The sequence below is a fragment of the Acidovorax sp. 100 genome (genome assembly GCF_003688355.1).
In the GTDB taxonomy this organism is placed as follows: Bacteria; Pseudomonadota; Gammaproteobacteria; order Burkholderiales; family Burkholderiaceae_C; genus Acidovorax; species Acidovorax delafieldii.
This window is the reverse complement of sequence record NZ_REFD01000001.1, coordinates 4,646,910-4,665,294: the sequence shown is the minus strand read 5'-3', so window position 1 is coordinate 4,665,294 and position 18,385 is coordinate 4,646,910. Positions and strand designations below refer to the sequence as shown.

Sequence of the window (18,385 nt, the reverse complement as noted above, 5' to 3'; positions counted from 1 at the left end):
GGGTAGGGTATTCGTTGCAATGCATGGCCGCGTTCCGCGCAGCGCCAGAATACGGGTAGCGCGCCCCGCGCCTGACGCCACGAAAGAACCTCGCATGCTTCCTGAGACCCTGACAACATCCCCCATCCGCCTGACCCAGTACAGCCACGGCGCGGGCTGTGGCTGCAAAATCAGCCCCAAGGTGCTGGACGTGATCCTGGCGGGCAGTGGGGCGCAGCACCTGGACCCCAGGCTCTGGGTGGGCAACACCTCGCGGGACGATGCGGCGGTGTATGCCCTGGATGCAGAGCGCGGCGTGGTGTCCACCACCGATTTCTTCATGCCCATCGTGGATGACCCGTACGACTTCGGGCGCATTGCTGCCACCAATGCGATCAGCGACATCTACGCCATGGGTGCCGATCCGCTGATGGCCATTGCCATCCTGGGGTGGCCGGTGAATGTGCTGCCGCCGGAGGTCGCGCGTGAGGTGGTGCGCGGTGGGCGTGCGGTGTGCGATGCGGCAGGTATTCCGCTCGCGGGCGGTCACTCCATCGATGCGCCGGAGCCCATTTTCGGCCTGGCGGTGACGGGCATCGTCGAAAAGCGCCATCTCAAACGCAACGACATGGCCACGGCGGGTTGCCGCCTGTATCTGACCAAGCCCCTTGGGATCGGCATCCTGACCACCGCAGAAAAAAAGGCCAAGCTGCGGCCCGAGGATGTGGGCGTGGCGCGCGACCTGATGTGCACGCTCAACCGGCCAGGGAGCCGATTCGGCCGGCTGGCAGGCGTGGCAGCCATGACGGATGTGACCGGCTTCGGCCTGTTGGGGCATCTGGTCGAAATGGCGGAGGGCAGCGGCTTGAGCGCTGTGATTGACTACGCGACAGTACCCCGCCTGGAGGGGGTGGACTACTACATGGACCAGGGCTGTGTGCCTGGAGGCACGCTGCGCAACTTTGACAGCTACGGCGCGAAGATTGCGCCCCTGACGGAGGTGCAAAAGCACCTGCTGTGCGACCCTCAGACCAGCGGGGGGCTGCTGGTGGCCGTGAGTCCGGAGGGCGAGGCCGAGTTCCTGCAGGTGGCCGCGGAACTGGGCCTGGCGCTGCAGCCCATCGGCCAGCTCACCCCGCGACAGGCCTTTGCCGTCGAGTTGCGCTGATGCCCGACAACCTGACGGACTACCGGCACATCTTCCTGAACGATGTGCCCATGATGGATGTGCGCGCGCCGGTGGAATTTGGGCAGGGCGCGTTTCCTGGGGTTGCCAACTTTCCCCTGATGGACGATGGCGAGCGTCAGCAGGTGGGCACCTGCTACAAGCACAAGGGCCAGGAGGCCGCGATTGCGCTGGGGCACCAGCTGGTATCTGGCGGCATCAAGCGCCAGCGCATTGAGGCGTGGGCGCAGTTTGCGCAGGCGCATCCACAAGGCGTGCTGTATTGCTTTCGTGGCGGGCTGCGCTCGCAGATCGTGCAGCAATGGTTGCTGAACGAAGCGGGCATGGACTACCCCCGGGTGGTGGGGGGCTACAAGGCCATGCGGGGTTTCCTCATCGGCACCACGCAGGCTGCGGCGGCGGAGTGTGGGTTTGTGGTGCTCAGTGGCCTGACCGGCACCGGCAAGACCGAGGTGATTGCGCAACTGGCCAACGGCTTGGACCTGGAAGGTCATGCCAACCACCGTGGCTCCAGTTTTGGTCAGCGCGTGAGCGGCCAGCCGACGCAGATCGATTTTGAGAACCGGCTGGCCATCGACGTGCTGAAGAAACGAGCACGGGGCCATGCGACTTTTGTGCTGGAGGACGAGGGACGCCATGTGGGCAGCTGCTCGGTGCCCCTGGAGCTGCGGCAGCGGCTGGAGCAGGTGCCCATCGTCTGCCTGGAGGACGCTTTCGATGCCCGTGTAGAGCGCATCTTGCGCGACTATGTGTGGCAGCAGTGCGCAGATTTTGTGGCCTGCCATGGCGAGGTAGCGGGTCTCGACCTGTTTGCAGCGCGTTTGCTCGACAGCCTCGGCAAACTCGCCAAGCGCCTTGGGGGCGACCGCTACCAGGCGCTTCGTGGGTCAATGCAGGCTGCGCTGGTACAGCAACGCAATCAGGGTGACCTGTCTCTGCACCGCGGCTGGATTGCTGCACTCATGCGCGACTATTACGACCCGATGTATGCCTACCAGCGGCAAAGCCGGGCTGATCGCATCGTTTTCCAGGGCGACCACCGGGCGGTGCTCGATTTCCTGCAGTCGCAGTCAGCCCCTCGCCGCTAGCTATTGCTCGTCGTCGTCCGACAGCGCATCCAGCCGCTGCGGCAGCACCAGCCGGAACTCGGCCCCCCGCCCTACGTCGCTGTCCACCTCCAGCGCACCGCCGTGGCGCAGCACGACGGTCTGCACCAGTGCCAGGCCCAGGCCGACCCCTGCGATGGCCGGGTGGCTGTGGTCGTGCAACCGCTGGTAGGGCGTGAACAGGCGGCCTTGCTGCTCGGGGGCAATGCCCGGGCCCTGGTCCCGTACCGACACCACCCAGTGCGTACCCCGTGCCACGATGGCGCATTGCACCGTGCCGCCATCGGGGCTGAACTTGATGGCGTTGTGGATCACGTTGGTCAGCGCGCGGGACAGCAGGGCGCGGTCGCCCAGGCAGGGCGCAGTGTCTGGGGTGGACACCGTGCGCACGTCCACGTTGCGGTCACGGGCCAGGGTCCAGAGGTCGTCGGTGGTTTCGGATAGCAGGGCAGCCAGGTCCAGCGGCGCCATGCGGTATTCCTGCGTCTGCGCGCTGGCCAGTTGCACAAAACTTTCGGCCATGCCCAGCGAAGCCTGTGCATAACGTTCGATGCGCTCCAGCAACTCGTGGTCCGACAGGCGGCCGGGGTAGGCACGCTGCATCTCCAGCAGCGTCAGGATGGACGCGTTGGGCGCGCGGATGTCGTGCGAGATGAAGTGCATCGCCTGGTCGCGTTGCTGCAGCGCACGGCGCATCTCGGTCAGGTCCACCAGGGTCAGCAGCCAGCCTGCATTGGCCAGGTTGGTGAAAGGCTTGCACTGCACCAGCAGACTGCGGCCCCGGGCGTCGGTGCCCTCGGTCTGTTCTGGCAAGGCAGCATGGTGCAAGGCTGCCTGGGTAACGATCGGCTCTTGAGTCCCTGTCTGCACCAGGTCGGCCAGCAAGTCCATCACGGACAGGCCCTGCAAGGAGGGCTGGGCGGGCCCACCCAGGTGTTGGCGGGCCGCCTGGTTGGCCAGCAGGATTTCACCGTCGGGGGCGCAGACGATGGTGGGTGAGGGCAACTGCTGCAGGCTTTCGCTCACGAACTGGTGCAGGTCACGCAGCTGGCGGGATGCGCGCTCCACGGCGTTGATGCGGCGTTCCAGAAAGTCGGCGGAGTCTCCGGGCCGTCTGCGCAAGCGCATGGCCAGGCCTTGGCGTTGCAGGTTCTCCATCTCCAGCCGCAGAAAGTGCGCAGCCGCGCTCAGGCGCCGCCAGCTCCACAGCGGGTAGGCCAGCGCCAGGCCCAGCAAGGCGGCGGCCGGAGCGAACTGCAGACCTGCCCACCAGGGCAGGGCCATGCTCAGCAGCAAGGTGGCCAGGGCCAGCCCGGCGCTGGTCAGCAAGGCGGTCAGGGGGCCGATGAGCAGCAAGGCCACCAGCGCACAGGCCACAGGCACCAGGTTGAAGGCGATGTTCAAGGCCTGCGGTGCGCGCACGAAGTGTTCGCCGGCCAGGCGGGCATCCAGCACATGGGCAACCACCTCCACGCCCGGCATCAGGCGCGACTGCTGGCTGACGGGCGTGGCAAACATGTCGCCCAGCCCCGACGCTGCAGCGCCGACCAGCACGTACTTGCCCTCCAGTGCTCCGGCTGGCACCTGACCACGCAGCACATCAATGTAGGAGTAGGTGGTGAAGGGCGATGGCCCGGCGGCGTAGGCGATGAGCGTGGGGTCATTGCGTTGCCAGGGGCTGGTATCCGATACGCTGGCAGGCGAGGGCGCGCAGGCGGCCACAGATTGACGGTCTGCCACGCACTGCAGCGCCATGCTGAAGTGGTGCCAGGGGGCGGCTGCCGGGCCTTCCTGCAGGTACAGGCTGCGCACCACGCCATCGCTGTCGGGCGCCACATGCACATGGCCCAGGCCGGCGGCAGCCTCGGCAAAGGCGGGCCAGGGCAGGTCGGTCTGGTTGCTGACCGGGCCATAGCCGCGTCGCAGCACGGGCAGCACCACACGGGCGCTGCGCCGGATGGCGTCGGTGAGCAACAGGTCATCCTCGGGATAGTCCAGGTCGGCTTCGTTGAACAGCACGTCCATGCCGATGGCACGGGGGTTCTGGGCGGTCAGGCGCGAGATCAGCTCGGCATGCAGCGCCCGGCGCCAGGGCCAGCGGCCGATGGCAGCAATGCTGGCGTCGTCGATGGCCACGATCACGATGTCGGGGTGTGCGGGCCGCGAGACCAGTCGCATGCCTGCATCCTGCACCAGGTGGTTGACGCGGCTCAGGCTATCAGCGGTGCCGAGCCAGGCCACCAGCGCCATCAGCGCGCAGGCCAGCAGCGCCCATTCCAGGCGGCGTCGGCGGCGGCGCAGGTGGGCGATGGTCAGCATGAAAGGGGTGGTGGGATGCGGGGCGTCTGCTCAGCGCATGCCAGGGCCGCTGCGCGCGCTGGTGCGACCCGCAGGGCTGGGCTGGACGGGCTCCATGCCCCGCTCAAGGGCGCCCCACGGGCGTGCCGCTGCTGGTGGATACCGGCAAACCCGCACCGGTGCGGATGCCAGTGCCCACGCGGATCTTGCGCGGGGGGGAGAAATCGCTCTCCAGCCCACTGGCGTCCAGCACCTGGATGCGCACCAGGTACTCGCCGGCAGCGAGGTTGCTGGCCGTCCAGGTCGGAGCGTCGAGCACGGTGTCCTCTGCGACCTTGGCAAAGTCCAGATCGGTAGCCACAGTGCGCTGCAGCCGGAAGCGCTGGCCCGCCTGGGCAGGCCAGTGCAGGCGCACGGTCGGGTCTCCGTCCTCCGCCTGCAGAGCTTGCAGGGACAAGGCGGTCGGCCGGTCGGCCACCGTGAAAGGCTGTGGCGGTGCAAACGGTCCCTGGTCTGCTTGCCCGTCGGGCAGCGCCAGCAGGCTGGCGATGCGCCAGAAGTAGCTGCCTGCGGGCAGCGCCCCCAGGGGCAGGCGGCATTCGGTCAGGCGCTGCTCGTCGCGCAGGGGCTGGGTGAACTGGGCGTCGGCGGCCACCTGCACGCGGTACCAGCGCACGCCGGGGACTTCCGTGCAGCGCAGCTCGGCCGCGCCGCTGGGGACCACCGCGCCGGGTGCAGGGTGCTGGTACAGCGGTGCGACCGGGCGTGTCTTGACGGTGAACGGCTGCACGGCGGGCAGGCCCGCGATGCCTGCATCGTCCAGTGCCCGAACGGCCAGGTAGTAGCGCCCATCGTCCAGCGCCTTCCAGCGCAGACGGCCGTCGGGGAAGCTGCCATGGCGCAGCACCTGGGTGAACGCCGGGTCCTGTGCCACCTGCGCCACATACCGGGTGGCCCCGGAGGCCATGGGCAGGTCGATGGCCAGCAGTCCCGCATCGCCCAGTGTGGTGGGCATGCCGGAGGTATCGGGGGCGGGCAGCAAAGGACGGGGGGCGCCCACCGTGCCATCCGTGGCCACTGCCAGACCCTGGCCCGGAGCCAGCAGCGCGGTCGGCGCCTTGAGTGCAGCGCCGGGCTCGCTGTCAGTGTCGCGCCGCGATTGCACCGCGACCGAGCCATGCTCTACCGACGCCGTGGTCTGGCCCGAATCGGCCAGTGCCACGCTGAACTGCGTGCCCCGCACGCTGGTCACTGCCAGCGGTGTGCGGATCTCCATGCGCCGCAGGGGCTCGGCGCTGGGGGGCACGGTCGATTCCACGCCGCCCTTGTGCATCTCCAGCACTGACTGCACGCTGCCTGCGCGCCCCCGCCGACGCAGCTGGCGCAGCTGCAGCTCGGACTGCGCTTGTACCCGCACCACCGTGCCATCGGCCAGCTGCACTGCCACGAACGACTCGGGGCCCACCTTCAGCTCGGTGCCTTCTTCCAGCTTGCTGCCGGTCGCAATGGGGGCGGGCGTGCCGCTGCCCCGCGCCTGCGCCGTGACCTCACCCTGCACAAACTGTACGGTGGCCGATTCGTTGGGCTGCAGCCGCACGGGGATGAAGATCAACGAGCCTGGCTGCAGACGCTTGGGGTCGGCCACCTTGTTGCGAGCTTGCAGCAACGGCCACTGGCGCGGGTTGGCGAGGTAGCTGCGGGCCAGTCCTTCCAGGGTGTCACCCTCTTTCACGGCGTGGGCAATTTCATCGCCTTGTTGGGGGGCTGCCGGGGCAGCGACCGGCTGGGCCGAGAAGGCGGTGGTTGCTGCCAGACACAACAGGGCTGCAGCACTTGAGTGCATGCGAAATGGCAGGGGGGTGATCAAGTCATGTCTCCTTCATGGGGCACGGTACGGGCAGGCTTGCTGGTGGCAGAGCCCGCCGGACTCTATCGCGGCCTTCAGCCTTTGTGCTGGGCTTCGACGGCTTCAAAACGGTAGCCCACGCCATACACCGCTGTCACGATGAAACCGTTGGCGGGGCGCAGGTCGAGCAGGGTGCGCAGGCGCGAGATGTGGGTGTCCAGCGAGCGCGACATCACATCGGCCACCTGGCCCCAGACGACTTCCTTGAGGTGGTCGCGCGACAGCAGTCGCCCCATGTTCTGGAACAGGAACAGGGCGAGGTCGTATTCGCGGTTCTTCAGCTCCACCGCCACTCCGTCCATTTCGATGGACCGGGTGTCGGGCAGGAAGCGGTAGCGGCCAAACTCCATAACGCCGCCGGTGTTGTCGGGGTAGGCGCGGCGCAGCAGGGCGGCCACGCGGGCATTGAGTTCGCCGATGCGCACGGGCTTGACCATGAAGTCATCCGCCCCACTGCCCAGGCCTTCCACAATATCGCGCTCCTCCTGGCGGTGCGTGACGAACAGGATGGGCACGCGGGCCGCAACGTTCTGGCGCACCCAGCGCACCACCTCGGGCCCGGTGGTGTCGGGCAGGTGCCAGTCCACGATCAGCAGATCAAAGGTTTCGCGGCGCAGCGTACGCATCAGCTCCGCACCGGTCAGGTGGGTATGGCACACATGGCCCATCGCCTCCGTGGCCTGCTTGATCAGATCCAGCTGAAGCGCATCGTCGTCCAAAGCGGCTATGCGCATGGTTCTCCCCATCCAAAATCGAACTGCGGATTATTGGCCATAACTACCACGGCGCGGGCTCGCGCCGAGCGGAGCGAGAGGGGATTTGACATTTGTTAACCCTCTCGGCCCCTGGTGGTCACCGCGCGGGGGGCTCTGCCGCAATCTCACGCACCAGTCGCATGCCGACCAGCGTGTAGCGGGTCTCCGGGCTGTTCCAGTTGCGGTAGCCGCAGCGTGCATAGAGCGCCCAGGTGTGCCACGAGCCGCCCCGGCGCACACGCACACTGCCCTCGGCCGGACCGGTGGGGTCATTGCGTGGAGACTCTGCGTAGTAGGTGTCGCCATGCCAATCGCCCGTCCACTCCCAGGCGTTGCCCAGCATGTCGTACAGCCCGAAGGCATTGGGGGCAAAGCGGCCTACCGGTGCGGTAAACGCGTATCCGTCGTTGCCCGCCAGCGCATGCTGGCGCCAGCGTGACCACTGAGGGGCTGCGGCCTGGTCGAAGGTGTTGCCTGCGGAGACCAGCTCTTGCGGGTTGTCCCCATGCGGGTACAGGCTGCGGCTGCCCGCACGGCAGGCGTATTCCCACTCCGCCTCAGTGGGCAGCCGGTAGCGGTGGCCCTCGGTGCGGCTGAGCCACTGGGCCATGGCCTGCGCGTCGTTCCAGGTCACGTTCACCACCGGATGATCCGGCCCTTGCGCAAAGCCGGGGTTGCGCCACGAGTAGCGCGGGTCGCGCCCCTCGAATGCATCGCCGCGCCGCGTGGTGGCCGGGTCGTAGGCGGGGTTGTAGCCATAACCCCCGGTGCCGTCGGCCTCAGACTCCGGCCGGTAGCCGGACGCCTCCAGGAAGCGCTGGAACTGCCCCACCGTGACCTCGTGCTGGCCGAGGTAGAAATCACGGGTGATCTGCACCTCGTGCGCTGGCGATTCATCTGCCAGGTCGGTCAGGCGCTTGCGCTCCAGCAGCGGGAAGTTCTTTTCCAGCGTTTCGACGGGAGGCACGCCCCCCATCCAGAAGGTGCCCGCAGGCACACGGACAAAGGCCATGCCCAGGCTGTTGACCCAGGGCGATGTGGCCGTGCCCGCCTGGGTGGACGGTGTGTGCTGGCAGCCTGCCAGCAGCGCGGACAGCGCCAGCAAGGCCGCACCGCTCGCCCAGCGGCGGCACGCTGGTGGGGCGGCTGGCCTCAAGGCTTGTCCTGCAACTCGCTCACGCATTCAAACACCAGACGCGAGCCATCGTTGCGCAACAGTTTGGCGTGCAAGGCCATGCGCTGGCATTCGCGGCTGGCCGCCGCATACGCCTGGGAAGTGTCGGGCCCGTAGACCGGCACGCTGAAGGTGCGGTCGCGGCCCGAGGCCATGGGGCCTGACGGGCCGTAGGGGTTGGTGGCATTGCAGCCGGCCAGCAGGGCCAGCACTGACATCGAGGCACACAGCAGTTTCATGGGAGTCTCCCGAGCAGATCAGGGAACCCAGTTTACGCACATGCCCTGCACGCCGGGCATGCTGCGCGCCCTTCAGAGTCGATGTACGACGCGATTTTTGCCATTTCAGGCCAGAGGCGCAATCAGTATATGTCTTCTTTGCTATCGAAAAATGAGCGTGTGCGTGCAGGGCGCTGGCGCGGGCCACGTGCCTGGTTTATGCCGCTGCCTCGGCCAGCGCCTGCAGGGCGGCCGTCACTTCGGCAGCTTCCACGCCTTCCACTGGCGCCAAACGCGGGGCCAGGGTCTGGAGGGCTGCGCTGTCCTTCTGCAACTGGGCAATCGCCTGGCCGGCCTCCTTGGGGGCGTCAAAGCCCGTGCTCTGCAGCAGCAGGCGGCCGTCGGCGGCCACGAGCTTGAAGTAGAACTTGCCGTCGGCCTCGCGGTACTGCTTGAAAGCGGGCAGTGCGGCCTTGGCGGCCTTGGCCGGTTTGGCGGCTGTGCTGGCCTGCACCAGGCTGCGCAGGCCCACGGCGCTGCGCAGTTCGCGGATGAACGGCGTGGCCAGAGCGCGGGCGCGCTCGGCTCCAGCCAGCAGGGTCTGTTCGATGCGGGCGGGGTTGTGGATGAGTTCTTCGTACTGCGCGCGCATGGGGGCGATCACCTGGTCCACGCGCTCCAGCAGCAGGTGCTTGGCGTCGCCCCAGGCAATGCCGTCGGCATAGGCCCTGCGCAGGGCCTCGGTCTCTTCGGGCGTGGCAAAGGCCTGGTAGATCTGGAACAGGGCCGAGCCTTCGACCTCTTTGGCCTCGCCGGGCGCGCGCGAGTCGGTCAGGATGCCACCGATGAGCTTTTGCAGCTGCGCGCGCGAGCTGAACAGCGGGATGGTGTTGTCGTAGCTCTTGCTCATCTTGCGGCCGTCCAGCCCGGGCAGTGTGGCCACGTGGTCGTCGATGGCCGCCTCGGGCAGCACAAAGTGCTCGCCGTACAGGTGGTTGAAGCTGGCCGCCATGTCGCGGGCCATCTCGATATGCTGGATCTGGTCGCGGCCCACCGGCACCTTGTGGGCCTTAAACATCAGAATGTCCGCGCCCATCAGTACCGGGTACATGAACAGGCCTGCGGTGACACCGTCGTCATGCTCGCGCCCGGCGGCGGTGTTCTTGTCCACGCTGGCCTTGTAGGCGTGGGCACGGTTCAGCACGCCCTTGCCGGTCACGCAGGTCAGCAGCCAGGTCAGCTCGGGAATCTCGGGGATGTCGGACTGGCGGTAGAAGGTGACCTTTTCAGGGTTGAGCCCTGCGGCCAGCCAGCTGGCCGCGATCTCCAGCGTGGAGCGCTGGATGCGCACCGGGTCTTCGCACTTGATGAGCGCGTGGTAGTCGGCCAGAAAGTAAAAGCTCTGCACGCCGGGCGTGAGGCTGGCCGCCACCGACGGGCGGATGGAGCCGACGAAGTTGCCCAGGTGGGGGGTGCCGGTGGTGGTGATGCCGGTGAGAAAACGGGTGGTGCTCATGGGAAACAAAAACTCAGCAGATCAAATGAACAGGAAGTGGCGGGCTTCTGCTGCGCTCAGCGCAGCAAGGCCGTCAGCGGGGTGAGCAACAGGTTGATGGCGGTGTAACCCACGGCCATCAGGGGGCGCAGCCACAGCGTGCCCACCACCCCGGCGATCACCAGGCCCATCACGATGAAAAAGCCCCAGGGCTCGATGCGCGACACCATATGGGCCTGTTTCCAGGGCAGCAGGCCCACCAGAATGCGCCCGCCATCGAGCGGCGGCAGCGGAAACAGGTTGAAGGCCCACATCACCAGGTTGACCATGACCCCGGCGCGTGCCATTTCCAGGAAGAAGCGCTCCTCAATCCCCGTGCCCACAAGCACTACCAGCAGCACGGCCCAGGCGATGGCCTGGATGAAGTTCGACGCGGGCCCCGCCAGGGCCACCCACACCATGTGCTTCTTGGGGTTGCGCAGATTGCCGAAGTTGACCGGCACCGGCTTGGCGTAGCCAAACAGGAAGGCGCCCGAGGTCGCAAAGTACAGCAGCAGCGGCATCAGGATGGTGCCGACCGGGTCAATGTGCTTGAAAGGGTTGAGCGTGATGCGCCCCATCATGTACGCGGTGTTGTCGCCAAAGTGGCGCGCCGCGTAGCCATGGGCCGCCTCGTGCACGGTGATGGCAAACAGCACCGGCAGGGCGTAGATCAGAACGGTTTGGATGAGATTGGAGGTGTCCACGTAGGGATTGTCTCAGACGCTCCGCTGTCCCCGGCGTTGCCAGGGTGACCCGGCGGGTGTTCATGCGCCCAGGGGTTGGCGGGTGTTGTGGGTTGTACGTATGCCGATGGGCCTCCATGCGGGGGTGTTCGTTGCTAGCATCAGCCTATTGCCTGCAGCCCGTGCCAGTTCATGCCCTTTGGCATGCAGTGCTGCGCGGCGGCCCCTCCCACAACGACATACAACAGGCCTGGAGACATTGAAGCCATGTGGAACAACTTGAAGATCGGAACGCGCCTGTTGCTGGCGTTTGGCGGCCTCGCACTCGTCGTGCTGCTGCTGATGGTGATGGCACTGTCCGGCATCGGCGGTGCCGAGCAGGCGCTGCAGGGCGCCACACCCCCGGCCCAGGCGGCGCTGGCGCAGTTGCAAAGTGCGCGCACCTGGGTGATCGGTTGCAGTGTGGTGGTGTTTGTGCTGGCTTTGGTGGCCACGCTCAGCCTGCGCGCCAGCATCGTGGCGCCGCTCAACCAGGCCATCCTGATTGCCGAAACCGTGGCGTCCGGCGACCTGAGCCAGGAGTTCAACTCCGACCTGGAGGGCGACTTTGGCCGCCTGCTGGGCGCGCTGGGCACCATGGAGGACACGCTGACCGACCTGGTGTCCCGCATCAAGCAAAGCACCGATTCGATCACGGCCTCTGCGGCAGACATTGACCATGGCAACACCGACCTGTCGCGCAGGGCGGAAGACCAGGTGTCGTCCCTGACCGAGACGGCAGCCAGCATGGAGCAACTGACAGCGACCGTGCGCCAGAACGCCGAGCGCGCCCATTCGGCCAGCGGCCTGGCCGTGCAGGCGTCGGCGATTGCCGAGCAGGGCGGGTCGGTGGTGGGCGAGGTGGTGCAGACCATGCAGGCCATCAGTGGCAGCTCGCGCAAGATCGTGGACATCATCCAGGTGATCGAGGGCATCGCCTTCCAGACCAATATCCTGGCACTCAATGCTGCCGTGGAGGCCGCGCGTGCCGGCGAACAGGGCCGGGGTTTTGCCGTGGTGGCCAGCGAGGTTCGCAACCTGGCCCAGCGCAGCGCGGTGGCGGCGCGCGAGATCAAGGCACTGATCAGCGCGTCGGTCGAACAGGTGGAAAGCGGCGCCGGTCAGGTGGGCAAGGCGGGCAAAACCATGGAAGAGATCGTCGGCGCCGTGGGACAGGTGAGCGCGCTGCTGGGCGAAATCTCCACCGCCCTGCGCGAGCAGAGCGAAGCCATCAGCCATGTCAACGTGGCGGTGTCGCACATGGACGGCAGCACGCAGGAGACGGCCTCGCTGGTGCAGCACGCGGTGAGCACGGCGTCGGCATTGTCGGCACAAGCCCGCGACCTGGAGCAGGCGGTGGGGGCGTTCAAGCTCTGACGAATCCCTGAGCCGCTGCGCGGCTCTCCCTCCAAGGCTCGCTACTGGCGGCTGAGCGAAGCCCGCTGCACCGCAGCGAATGTATTGGGGGTGGCGCCGCTTCGGCGGGCTCTTACAGCCCCAGCGCCTGCAGGCTGCCCCGGCCTTCGCGCACCACCACCGGGTCGCCGCCGGTGCCCATGGGGGTCAGGTCCACCACCGTGGTGGGCTCCAGGGGGCAGGCCCCGGCATCGACGATGGCATCCACCAGCTTTTCGTAGCGCTCGCGGATTTCCTGCGGGTCGTTCAGGGGCTCGGTCTCACCCGCAGGGATCAACGTGGTGGCCAGCAGCGGGGCGCCGTGCAGCTCCAGCAGCAGCTGCAGGCCTTTGCGGTCGGGCACCCGCAGCCCAATGGTCTTGCGCGAGGGGTGGCTCACGCGGCGGGGCACTTCCTTGGTGGCTTCGAGGATGAAGGTGTACGGGCCTGGCGTGCCCAGCTTGAGCAGGCGGTACTGCCGGTTGTCCACCCGTGCGTAGTTGGCCAGCTCCGACAGGTCGCGGCACAGCAGCGTGAGGTGGTGCTTTTCGTCCACCTGGCGGATGCGGCGCAGGCGGTCCACCGCGTCCTTGTCGTCAAGGTGGCAGACCAGCGCGTAGCTCGAATCCGTGGGCACGGCCACGATGCCGCCCTTTTGCAGCAGCAGTGCGGCTTGCTTGAGCAGCCGGGGCTGCGGGTTGTCGGGATGGGCTTCGAAATACTGGGCCATGGGGCAGGTTCTCAGTGATGCGTGGCGCTGCGCTTGGGTGCCTTGCCTGGTGGCAGGTCGTCCAGAGGGCGGCTGGCGCGGCTGCGGCAGCGCGGGGTCATCGCAAAATTCGGTCGGACAGCAGTTCCCACACGGGGGTCAATGCGCCGGGCAGCAGCGGCAGCGTGCCCAGGTCGGTGTGCGACTCGTCGGGGCTGTGGAAGTCGCTGCCACGCGATGCGGCCAGGCCAAACTCCTGCGCCATGTCGGCGTAGGTCACGTACTCGGCGGCGCTGTGGCTGCCCGTGACGACCTCGACCGCCCGGCCACCATGTTGCTTGAATTCGGAGAACAGCGCGAATTCTTCATTGGCGCTGAACTTGTAGCGCGCCGGGTGGGCGATCACCGCCATGCCCCCGGCCTGTGTGATCCAGCGCACGGCATCCCCAAGGCTGGCCCACCGGTGGGGCACATAGCCCGGTTTGCCTTCGGTCAGGAATTTGCGAAACACCTCGGAGGTGTCCTTGCACACGCCGGTTTCCACCAGAAAACGCGCGAAATGGGTGCGCGAGATGAGTGCCGGGTTGCCCACAAACTGCAGCGCCCCTTCGTAGGCGCCCTTGATGCCGACCTGGGCCAGCTGGGCCGCCATCTCCTGCGCCCGCTCGCCGCGCCCGCCGCGTGTGGCGGCCAGGCCCTGGGCCAGCTGGGTATCGTCAGGGTCAAAGCCCAGACCCACGATATGGACGGTGGTGTCGGCAAAGGTGACCGAAATCTCAGTGCCGGTGAGGTAGGCCATGCCTTGGGCGCGGGCGGCAGCGGCCGCACGGTGCTGGCCGCCGATCTCGTCATGGTCCGTCAACGCCCACAGCTCCACCCCGTTGGCCTTGGCCCGCGCGGCCAGGTCTTCGGGCGTGAGGGTTCCGTCGGAAACGACGGAATGGCAGTGCAGGTCGGCGTTGAGTATGGAGGTCACCGATTCATTTTAGGGCTTGTACTGATCAAGCGCGCCGTAGAATCCATTAACACTTGTTACATCGACACTGCGCTTGTCGACGGCTGTTCTGCCGGGCTGAGTGCTGGCGGTGGGGTGGTTTTCCTTGGGCAAGATACAACAACGCGGAACCTCGGGGTTTTTGCAGAGCATCAGGAGCAACCATGAAATTCAATGACCTGCGCGTCGCCCACAAGATGTGGAGCGTGATTCTGGGTCTGCTGGCGCTGATGCTGGTGGCCGCCGTCTGGACCCAGTGGTATGGGCGGCAGGTCACTGCTGCGACCGAAGAGTCCGTCAACAAATACGAGTCCGCCATCACCACGGCGGTCAGCTGGCGTGGCCTGGCGGAAGTGGCGGTCACCATGTCGATGGCCGGGTTTGTGACCACCGACCAGGCGCTCAAGGCAGATTTCGATACCCGGGTGGCTGCGCTCACCGCACGCATCACCCCGGTGCAGGAAAAGATCAACAAGGCGGCGGTGTCCCCCGAGGACAAGGCGGCATTGGCCGCGGTGGCCGCTGCGCGTGCCGATGTCCGGGGCCAGACCGACAAGCTCAAGGAGCTGACCGATGCGGGCGATGCCGCCGCCAAGCAGGCCTATGTGGACAAGGTTTACCGGCCCAAGGTGTTGGCTTATCTGGAGTCGATCGACAAGTTCGTGGCCGTGCAGGAGCGCCAGCGTGACGATGCGGTGCAGGCCGCACGTGCCACGCGCGGCAACCTGGTGCTGATCGGGGCTGCCGCAGCCATCGCGGTGGTGGCCCTGGGCATGCTGCTGGCGGCCCTGCTGGTGCGCTCCATCACGCGGCCGCTGGATCGGGCCGTGGTGCTGGCCGAAGCCATTTCGGCCGGGGACCTCACCCAAGACATCCACGATGACCGCAAGGATGAACTGGGCGTGCTCACCCGGGCGCTGTCGGCCATGTCGGCACGGCTGCGCGGTGTGGTGAGCGAAGTACGCCAGGGGGTGGACTCGGTCTCGTCGGCCTCGGTGGAGATTGCCAACGGCAACCACGACCTGTCGGCGCGCACCGAGCAGACGGCCTCCAACCTGGAAGAGACGGCAGCCAGCATGGAACAGCTCACGGCCACCGTGAGCCAGTCGGCCGACACGGCCCGGCAGGCCAACCAGCTCGCCGGCACGGCAGCCCAGGCGGCAGCGCGGGGCGGCGAAGTAGTGGGCCAGGTGGTCACCAGCATGCAGCAGATCACCGACAGCAGCCGCAAGATCAGCGACATCATCGGCACCATCGACGGCATCGCCTTCCAGACCAACATCCTGGCGCTGAACGCAGCGGTGGAAGCCGCCCGGGCCGGCGAGCAAGGCCGTGGGTTTGCGGTGGTAGCCAGCGAAGTGCGCAGCCTGGCGCAGCGCAGCGCCGAGGCGGCCAAAGAGATCAAGACCCTGATCAGCGCCAGCGTGGAGAACGTGGAATCGGGCTCGGCCCAGGTGGCGCAGGCAGGGCAAAGCATGCAAGAGATCGTTGCCAGCGTACAGCGCGTGAGCGACCTCATCGGCGAGATCACGGCCTCCTCGACAGAACAGCGCGACGGCATCGCGCAGGTCAACCAGGCCGTCACACACCTCGATCAGATGACGCAACAGAACGCGGCGCTGGTGGAGGAGTCCACGGCGGCAGCCGCCTCGATGCGTGACCAGGCACAGCACCTGGCGCAGGTGGTGTCGGTATTCAACGTGGGAGCGGTGGCCACCCGGGCGCCGGCAGCGGCACCCCGTGCTGCAGCACCGGCGCCTGCGCCACGGCCCGCGCCGGCCGCCAAGGCCCCACTGGGCAACAAGCCTGCCACCGCCAGTAAGGCGGCCGCCAGCGCGCCCAAGGCCCCGTCACGGCTGGCGCCGCCAGTTGCACCCGCAGTCACACAGTCGGCAGCCCCTGCACCCAAGGCTGCGGCCAAGGGCGGGGACGACGACTGGGAAAGCTTCTGATTCCTGGCCCTTGCGTGCCCTGAAGGCTCAGGGGCGAAGGCCTGTCAGGGCCAGCAATAGTGGGATAAATGGCGTGGGGGTGGCGGGCTGGGACTTGTGTACCGGTCTGGCCCCGTCAGGCCGTGGGTTCTAGCGCCTGTTCGATCTGTCTTCGTTCGCGCATTCCTGGCGGGTTTTGGATGCGGGTTTTTCCCGGTGGGGCATGAGTCCGCTGGTGCCTTGGGCTGGCGTAGGCTATGGCCTGTTGTTGATGTAATCGAATGCGTCTTGCACGCCATGCGCAGACCATGGAGACATCACCGATCCACGAGGAAAAACCAACCATGCAATTTGACAATATCCGCGTCTCCCGCAAGCTGTGGGGCGCCTTTCTGGGGCTCATGATTGCCATGTTGCTGCTGTCTGCGTTTGCGCAGAACCGGGGCAACTCTTCGATGTCAGCGGCCATGGACGCCGTGGTCGAGATCGAGGCCCGCATCTCGGCTGCTGTGCGCTGGCGGGGCGCCACCGAAACGGCTGTCACCATGGTCATGGGCGGCGCGGTGACCACCGACTCGGTGCTGGCCGAGCAATACGGCGCCAAGGTCAAGGAGATCATTGGCAACATCAACAAGGTGCAGGAAGGCATCGTGGCCTCAGCCACCGCGCCCGAGGAGAAAGCCTCGCTCGACAAGGTGCTGGAGGCGCGCAAGGCCGTGCTGGCGGCCACCGCCAAGACCTGGGAGCTCAAGGGCGCAGGCGATGCCGTCGCCACCCAACGCTATGCGGACGACGAGTTTGCCCCCCTGGTCACCAAGTACCTCAAGGCGCAGGATGAGTTTGTGGCCACGCTCGAAAAGCGCCGCGACGTGATCCGTGCCGAAGCCACCCAGCGCCGCATCGAATACGCCATCACCGGCATCATCAGCTCCATGGTGCTGATGGCGGCGGGCCTGTTCCTGGCCTGGAAGCTGGTGCGCTCCATCACCCTGCCGCTGAACGAGGCCGTCGAGACCATCGATGCCATTGCAGCAGGCGATCTGACGCGCGAGCTGCAATCCACCCGCAAGGATGAGTTTGGCCACATGCTGCGTTCGCTGTCGGCCATGTCGGCACGGCTGCGCGGTGTGGTGAGCGAAGTACGCCAGGGGGTGGACTCGGTCTCGTCGGCCTCGGTGGAGATTGCCAACGGCAACCACGACCTGTCGGCGCGCACCGAGCAGACGGCCTCCAACCTGGAAGAGACGGCAGCCAGCATGGAACAGCTCACGGCCACCGTGAGCCAGTCGGCCGACACGGCCCGGCAGGCCAACCAGCTCGCCGGCACGGCAGCCCAGGCGGCAGCGCGGGGCGGCGAAGTAGTGGGCCAGGTGGTCACCAGCATGCAGCAGATCACCGACAGCAGCCGCAAGATCAGCGACATCATCGGCACCATCGACGGCATCGCCTTCCAGACCAACATCCTGGCGCTGAACGCAGCGGTGGAAGCCGCCCGGGCCGGCGAGCAAGGCCGTGGGTTTGCGGTGGTAGCCAGCGAAGTGCGCAGCCTGGCGCAGCGCAGCGCCGAGGCGGCCAAAGAGATCAAGACCCTGATCAGCGCCAGCGTGGAGAACGTGGAGTCGGGCTCGGCCCAGGTGGCGCAGGCAGGGCAAAGCATGCAAGAGATCGTTGCCAGCGTACAGCGCGTGAGCGACCTCATCGGCGAGATCACGGCCTCCTCGACAGAACAGCGCGACGGCATCGCACAGGTCAACCAGGCCGTCACACACCTCGATCAGATGACGCAACAGAACGCGGCGCTGGTGGAGGAGTCCACGGCGGCAGCCGCCTCGATGCGTGACCAGGCACAGCACCTGGCGCAGGTGGTGTCGGTGTTCAACGTGGGCGCGGTGGCCACCCGGGCGCCGACAGCGGCACCCCGCGCTGCAGCACCGGCGCCTGCGCCACGGCCCGCCGTGGCCAAGGCAGCGGCCAGCGCGCCCCGCGTGGCGTCGTCCGCCACCCCGAAGGCACCTGCGCCCGCCCCGGCGCGCCTGCCTGCGGCCAAGGCACCCGCCCCCGCACCTGCTGCCAAGGCAGCGGCGCAGGGTGGCGATGACGATTGGGAGAGCTTCTAAATCGATAGCGGCCAGCGCATGACCATCAAGCGCTGGCGGCTATTTTTTGTGGTCGGTATTCCGGCCGATTTGACAGCAAGGCAGCGTGAGCTGCCTTTTGTTTTGGTGCACCTTGAAAGGATTCTCCGATGCCCCTGGTCAACATCCGCCTTGCGCGCCGCGACCTGCCGACTACCGCAGCCCAGAAAGCCGCCCTGATTGCGGGCGTGACCCAGCTCATGCAGCAGGTGCTGGACAAGCGGCCGGAAAGTGTCACCGTCATCATCGACGAGGTGGATCCCGAGAACTGGGGTCAAGGCGGCGAGCCAGTAACGGAGATCAGGCGGCGAAGCAGGGGGCCGACGCAGGCTTGAGTTGT

The 18,385-nt window shown here is 67.0% G+C and carries 15 protein-coding genes; 6 read left to right on the top strand and 9 right to left on the bottom strand.

The features are described from left to right. Nucleotides 1–94: 94 nt before the first annotated feature. Nucleotides 95–1,147: a selenide, water dikinase SelD gene (selD, locus tag C8C96_RS21290; RefSeq protein WP_121943556.1), complete on the top strand. Its 1,053-nt coding sequence runs from the start codon at nt 95–97 to the stop codon at nt 1,145–1,147. After that, the gene (gene mnmH / locus C8C96_RS21285) at nt 1,147–2,253 is read left to right on the top strand and encodes a tRNA 2-selenouridine(34) synthase MnmH (protein ID WP_121943555.1); all 1,107 of its coding nucleotides are present in this window, start codon (nt 1,147–1,149) and stop codon (nt 2,251–2,253) included. Before selD ends, mnmH begins: the two co-directional genes overlap by 1 nt. Here the strand turns inward: mnmH and C8C96_RS21280 are convergent, their stop codons facing one another. The 7 genes from C8C96_RS21280 to C8C96_RS21250 all read right to left on the bottom strand — a co-directional run bounded on the left by C8C96_RS21280 (nt 2,254) and on the right by C8C96_RS21250 (nt 10,863). Next, on the bottom strand, nt 2,254–4,590 hold the full coding sequence (locus C8C96_RS21280; protein ID WP_121943554.1) for a CHASE2 domain-containing protein: 2,337 nt from the start codon (nt 4,588–4,590) through the stop codon (nt 2,254–2,256). Nucleotides 4,591–4,693: 103 nt separating this feature from the next. Then, on the bottom strand, nt 4,694–6,436 hold the full coding sequence (locus C8C96_RS21275; protein ID WP_121943553.1) for a FecR domain-containing protein: 1,743 nt from the start codon (nt 6,434–6,436) through the stop codon (nt 4,694–4,696). A gap of 74 nt (nt 6,437–6,510) precedes the next feature. After that, nucleotides 6,511–7,209, bottom strand: coding sequence for a response regulator transcription factor (locus C8C96_RS21270; protein WP_121943552.1), 699 nt, complete (start codon nt 7,207–7,209; stop codon nt 6,511–6,513). A gap of 118 nt (nt 7,210–7,327) precedes the next feature. Beyond that, nucleotides 7,328–8,335: a formylglycine-generating enzyme family protein gene (locus C8C96_RS21265; RefSeq protein ID WP_199737559.1), complete on the bottom strand. Its 1,008-nt coding sequence runs from the start codon at nt 8,333–8,335 to the stop codon at nt 7,328–7,330. A gap of 47 nt (nt 8,336–8,382) precedes the next feature. Further along, a complete protein-coding gene (locus C8C96_RS21260) occupies nt 8,383–8,643 on the bottom strand; it encodes a hypothetical protein (RefSeq protein WP_121943550.1) in 261 nt (86 codons plus the stop codon). A gap of 196 nt (nt 8,644–8,839) precedes the next feature. Beyond that, nucleotides 8,840–10,138, bottom strand: a complete 1,299-nt coding sequence (locus C8C96_RS21255; RefSeq protein WP_121943549.1) for a tryptophan--tRNA ligase — start codon at nt 10,136–10,138, stop codon at nt 8,840–8,842. A 56-nt stretch (nt 10,139–10,194) separates the two neighbouring features. Continuing rightward, the gene (locus C8C96_RS21250) at nt 10,195–10,863 is read right to left on the bottom strand and encodes a site-2 protease family protein (protein ID WP_056060897.1); all 669 of its coding nucleotides are present in this window, start codon (nt 10,861–10,863) and stop codon (nt 10,195–10,197) included. Nucleotides 10,864–11,109: 246 nt separating this feature from the next. Between C8C96_RS21250 and C8C96_RS21245 the strand changes: the two genes are divergently transcribed. After that, on the top strand, nt 11,110–12,258 hold the full coding sequence (locus tag C8C96_RS21245) for a methyl-accepting chemotaxis protein (RefSeq protein ID WP_099729567.1): 1,149 nt from the start codon (nt 11,110–11,112) through the stop codon (nt 12,256–12,258). 112 nt (nt 12,259–12,370) lie between these two features. On the opposite strand, the gene C8C96_RS21240 is transcribed toward C8C96_RS21245, so the two are convergent. Both C8C96_RS21240 and C8C96_RS21235 read right to left on the bottom strand, forming a co-directional pair. Then, on the bottom strand, nt 12,371–13,006 hold the full coding sequence (locus C8C96_RS21240; RefSeq protein WP_056060901.1) for an L-threonylcarbamoyladenylate synthase: 636 nt from the start codon (nt 13,004–13,006) through the stop codon (nt 12,371–12,373). A gap of 97 nt (nt 13,007–13,103) precedes the next feature. Beyond that, nucleotides 13,104–13,961, bottom strand: a complete 858-nt coding sequence (locus C8C96_RS21235; protein WP_056060904.1) for a 3',5'-nucleoside bisphosphate phosphatase — start codon at nt 13,959–13,961, stop codon at nt 13,104–13,106. Nucleotides 13,962–14,143: 182 nt separating this feature from the next. Here C8C96_RS21235 and C8C96_RS21230 point away from each other — a divergent pair, with 182 nt between their 5' ends. The 3 genes from C8C96_RS21230 (at nt 14,144) to C8C96_RS21220 (ending at nt 18,380) form a co-directional block, all read left to right on the top strand. Then, the gene (locus C8C96_RS21230) at nt 14,144–15,931 is read left to right on the top strand and encodes a methyl-accepting chemotaxis protein (RefSeq protein ID WP_121943548.1); all 1,788 of its coding nucleotides are present in this window, start codon (nt 14,144–14,146) and stop codon (nt 15,929–15,931) included. 323 nt (nt 15,932–16,254) lie between these two features. Then, the gene (locus C8C96_RS21225) at nt 16,255–18,027 is read left to right on the top strand and encodes a methyl-accepting chemotaxis protein (RefSeq protein ID WP_121943547.1); all 1,773 of its coding nucleotides are present in this window, start codon (nt 16,255–16,257) and stop codon (nt 18,025–18,027) included. 128 nt (nt 18,028–18,155) lie between these two features. Beyond that, nucleotides 18,156–18,380, top strand: coding sequence for a 4-oxalocrotonate tautomerase family protein (locus tag C8C96_RS21220; protein ID WP_121943546.1), 225 nt, complete (start codon nt 18,156–18,158; stop codon nt 18,378–18,380). Nucleotides 18,381–18,385 lie beyond the last annotated feature (5 nt).

Bases quoted from the DNA above. Each gene is read 5' to 3' on its own strand.
- C8C96_RS21230 (WP_121943548.1), top strand. From the start codon at position 14,144: ATGAAATTCAATGACCTGCGCGTCGCCCACAAGATGTGGAGCGTGATT.
- C8C96_RS21260 (WP_121943550.1), bottom strand. From the start codon at position 8,643: ATGAAACTGCTGTGTGCCTCGATGTCAGTGCTGGCCCTGCTGGCCGGC.
- selD (WP_121943556.1), top strand. From the start codon at position 95: ATGCTTCCTGAGACCCTGACAACATCCCCCATCCGCCTGACCCAGTAC.
- C8C96_RS21240 (WP_056060901.1), bottom strand. From the start codon at position 13,006: ATGGCCCAGTATTTCGAAGCCCATCCCGACAACCCGCAGCCCCGGCTG.
- C8C96_RS21245 (WP_099729567.1), top strand. From the start codon at position 11,110: ATGTGGAACAACTTGAAGATCGGAACGCGCCTGTTGCTGGCGTTTGGC.
- C8C96_RS21280 (WP_121943554.1), bottom strand. From the start codon at position 4,590: ATGCTGACCATCGCCCACCTGCGCCGCCGCCGACGCCGCCTGGAATGG.
- C8C96_RS21270 (WP_121943552.1), bottom strand. From the start codon at position 7,209: ATGCGCATAGCCGCTTTGGACGACGATGCGCTTCAGCTGGATCTGATC.
- C8C96_RS21225 (WP_121943547.1), top strand. From the start codon at position 16,255: ATGCAATTTGACAATATCCGCGTCTCCCGCAAGCTGTGGGGCGCCTTT.
- C8C96_RS21255 (WP_121943549.1), bottom strand. From the start codon at position 10,138: ATGAGCACCACCCGTTTTCTCACCGGCATCACCACCACCGGCACCCCC.
- C8C96_RS21220 (WP_121943546.1), top strand. From the start codon at position 18,156: ATGCCCCTGGTCAACATCCGCCTTGCGCGCCGCGACCTGCCGACTACC.
- mnmH (WP_121943555.1), top strand. From the start codon at position 1,147: ATGCCCGACAACCTGACGGACTACCGGCACATCTTCCTGAACGATGTG.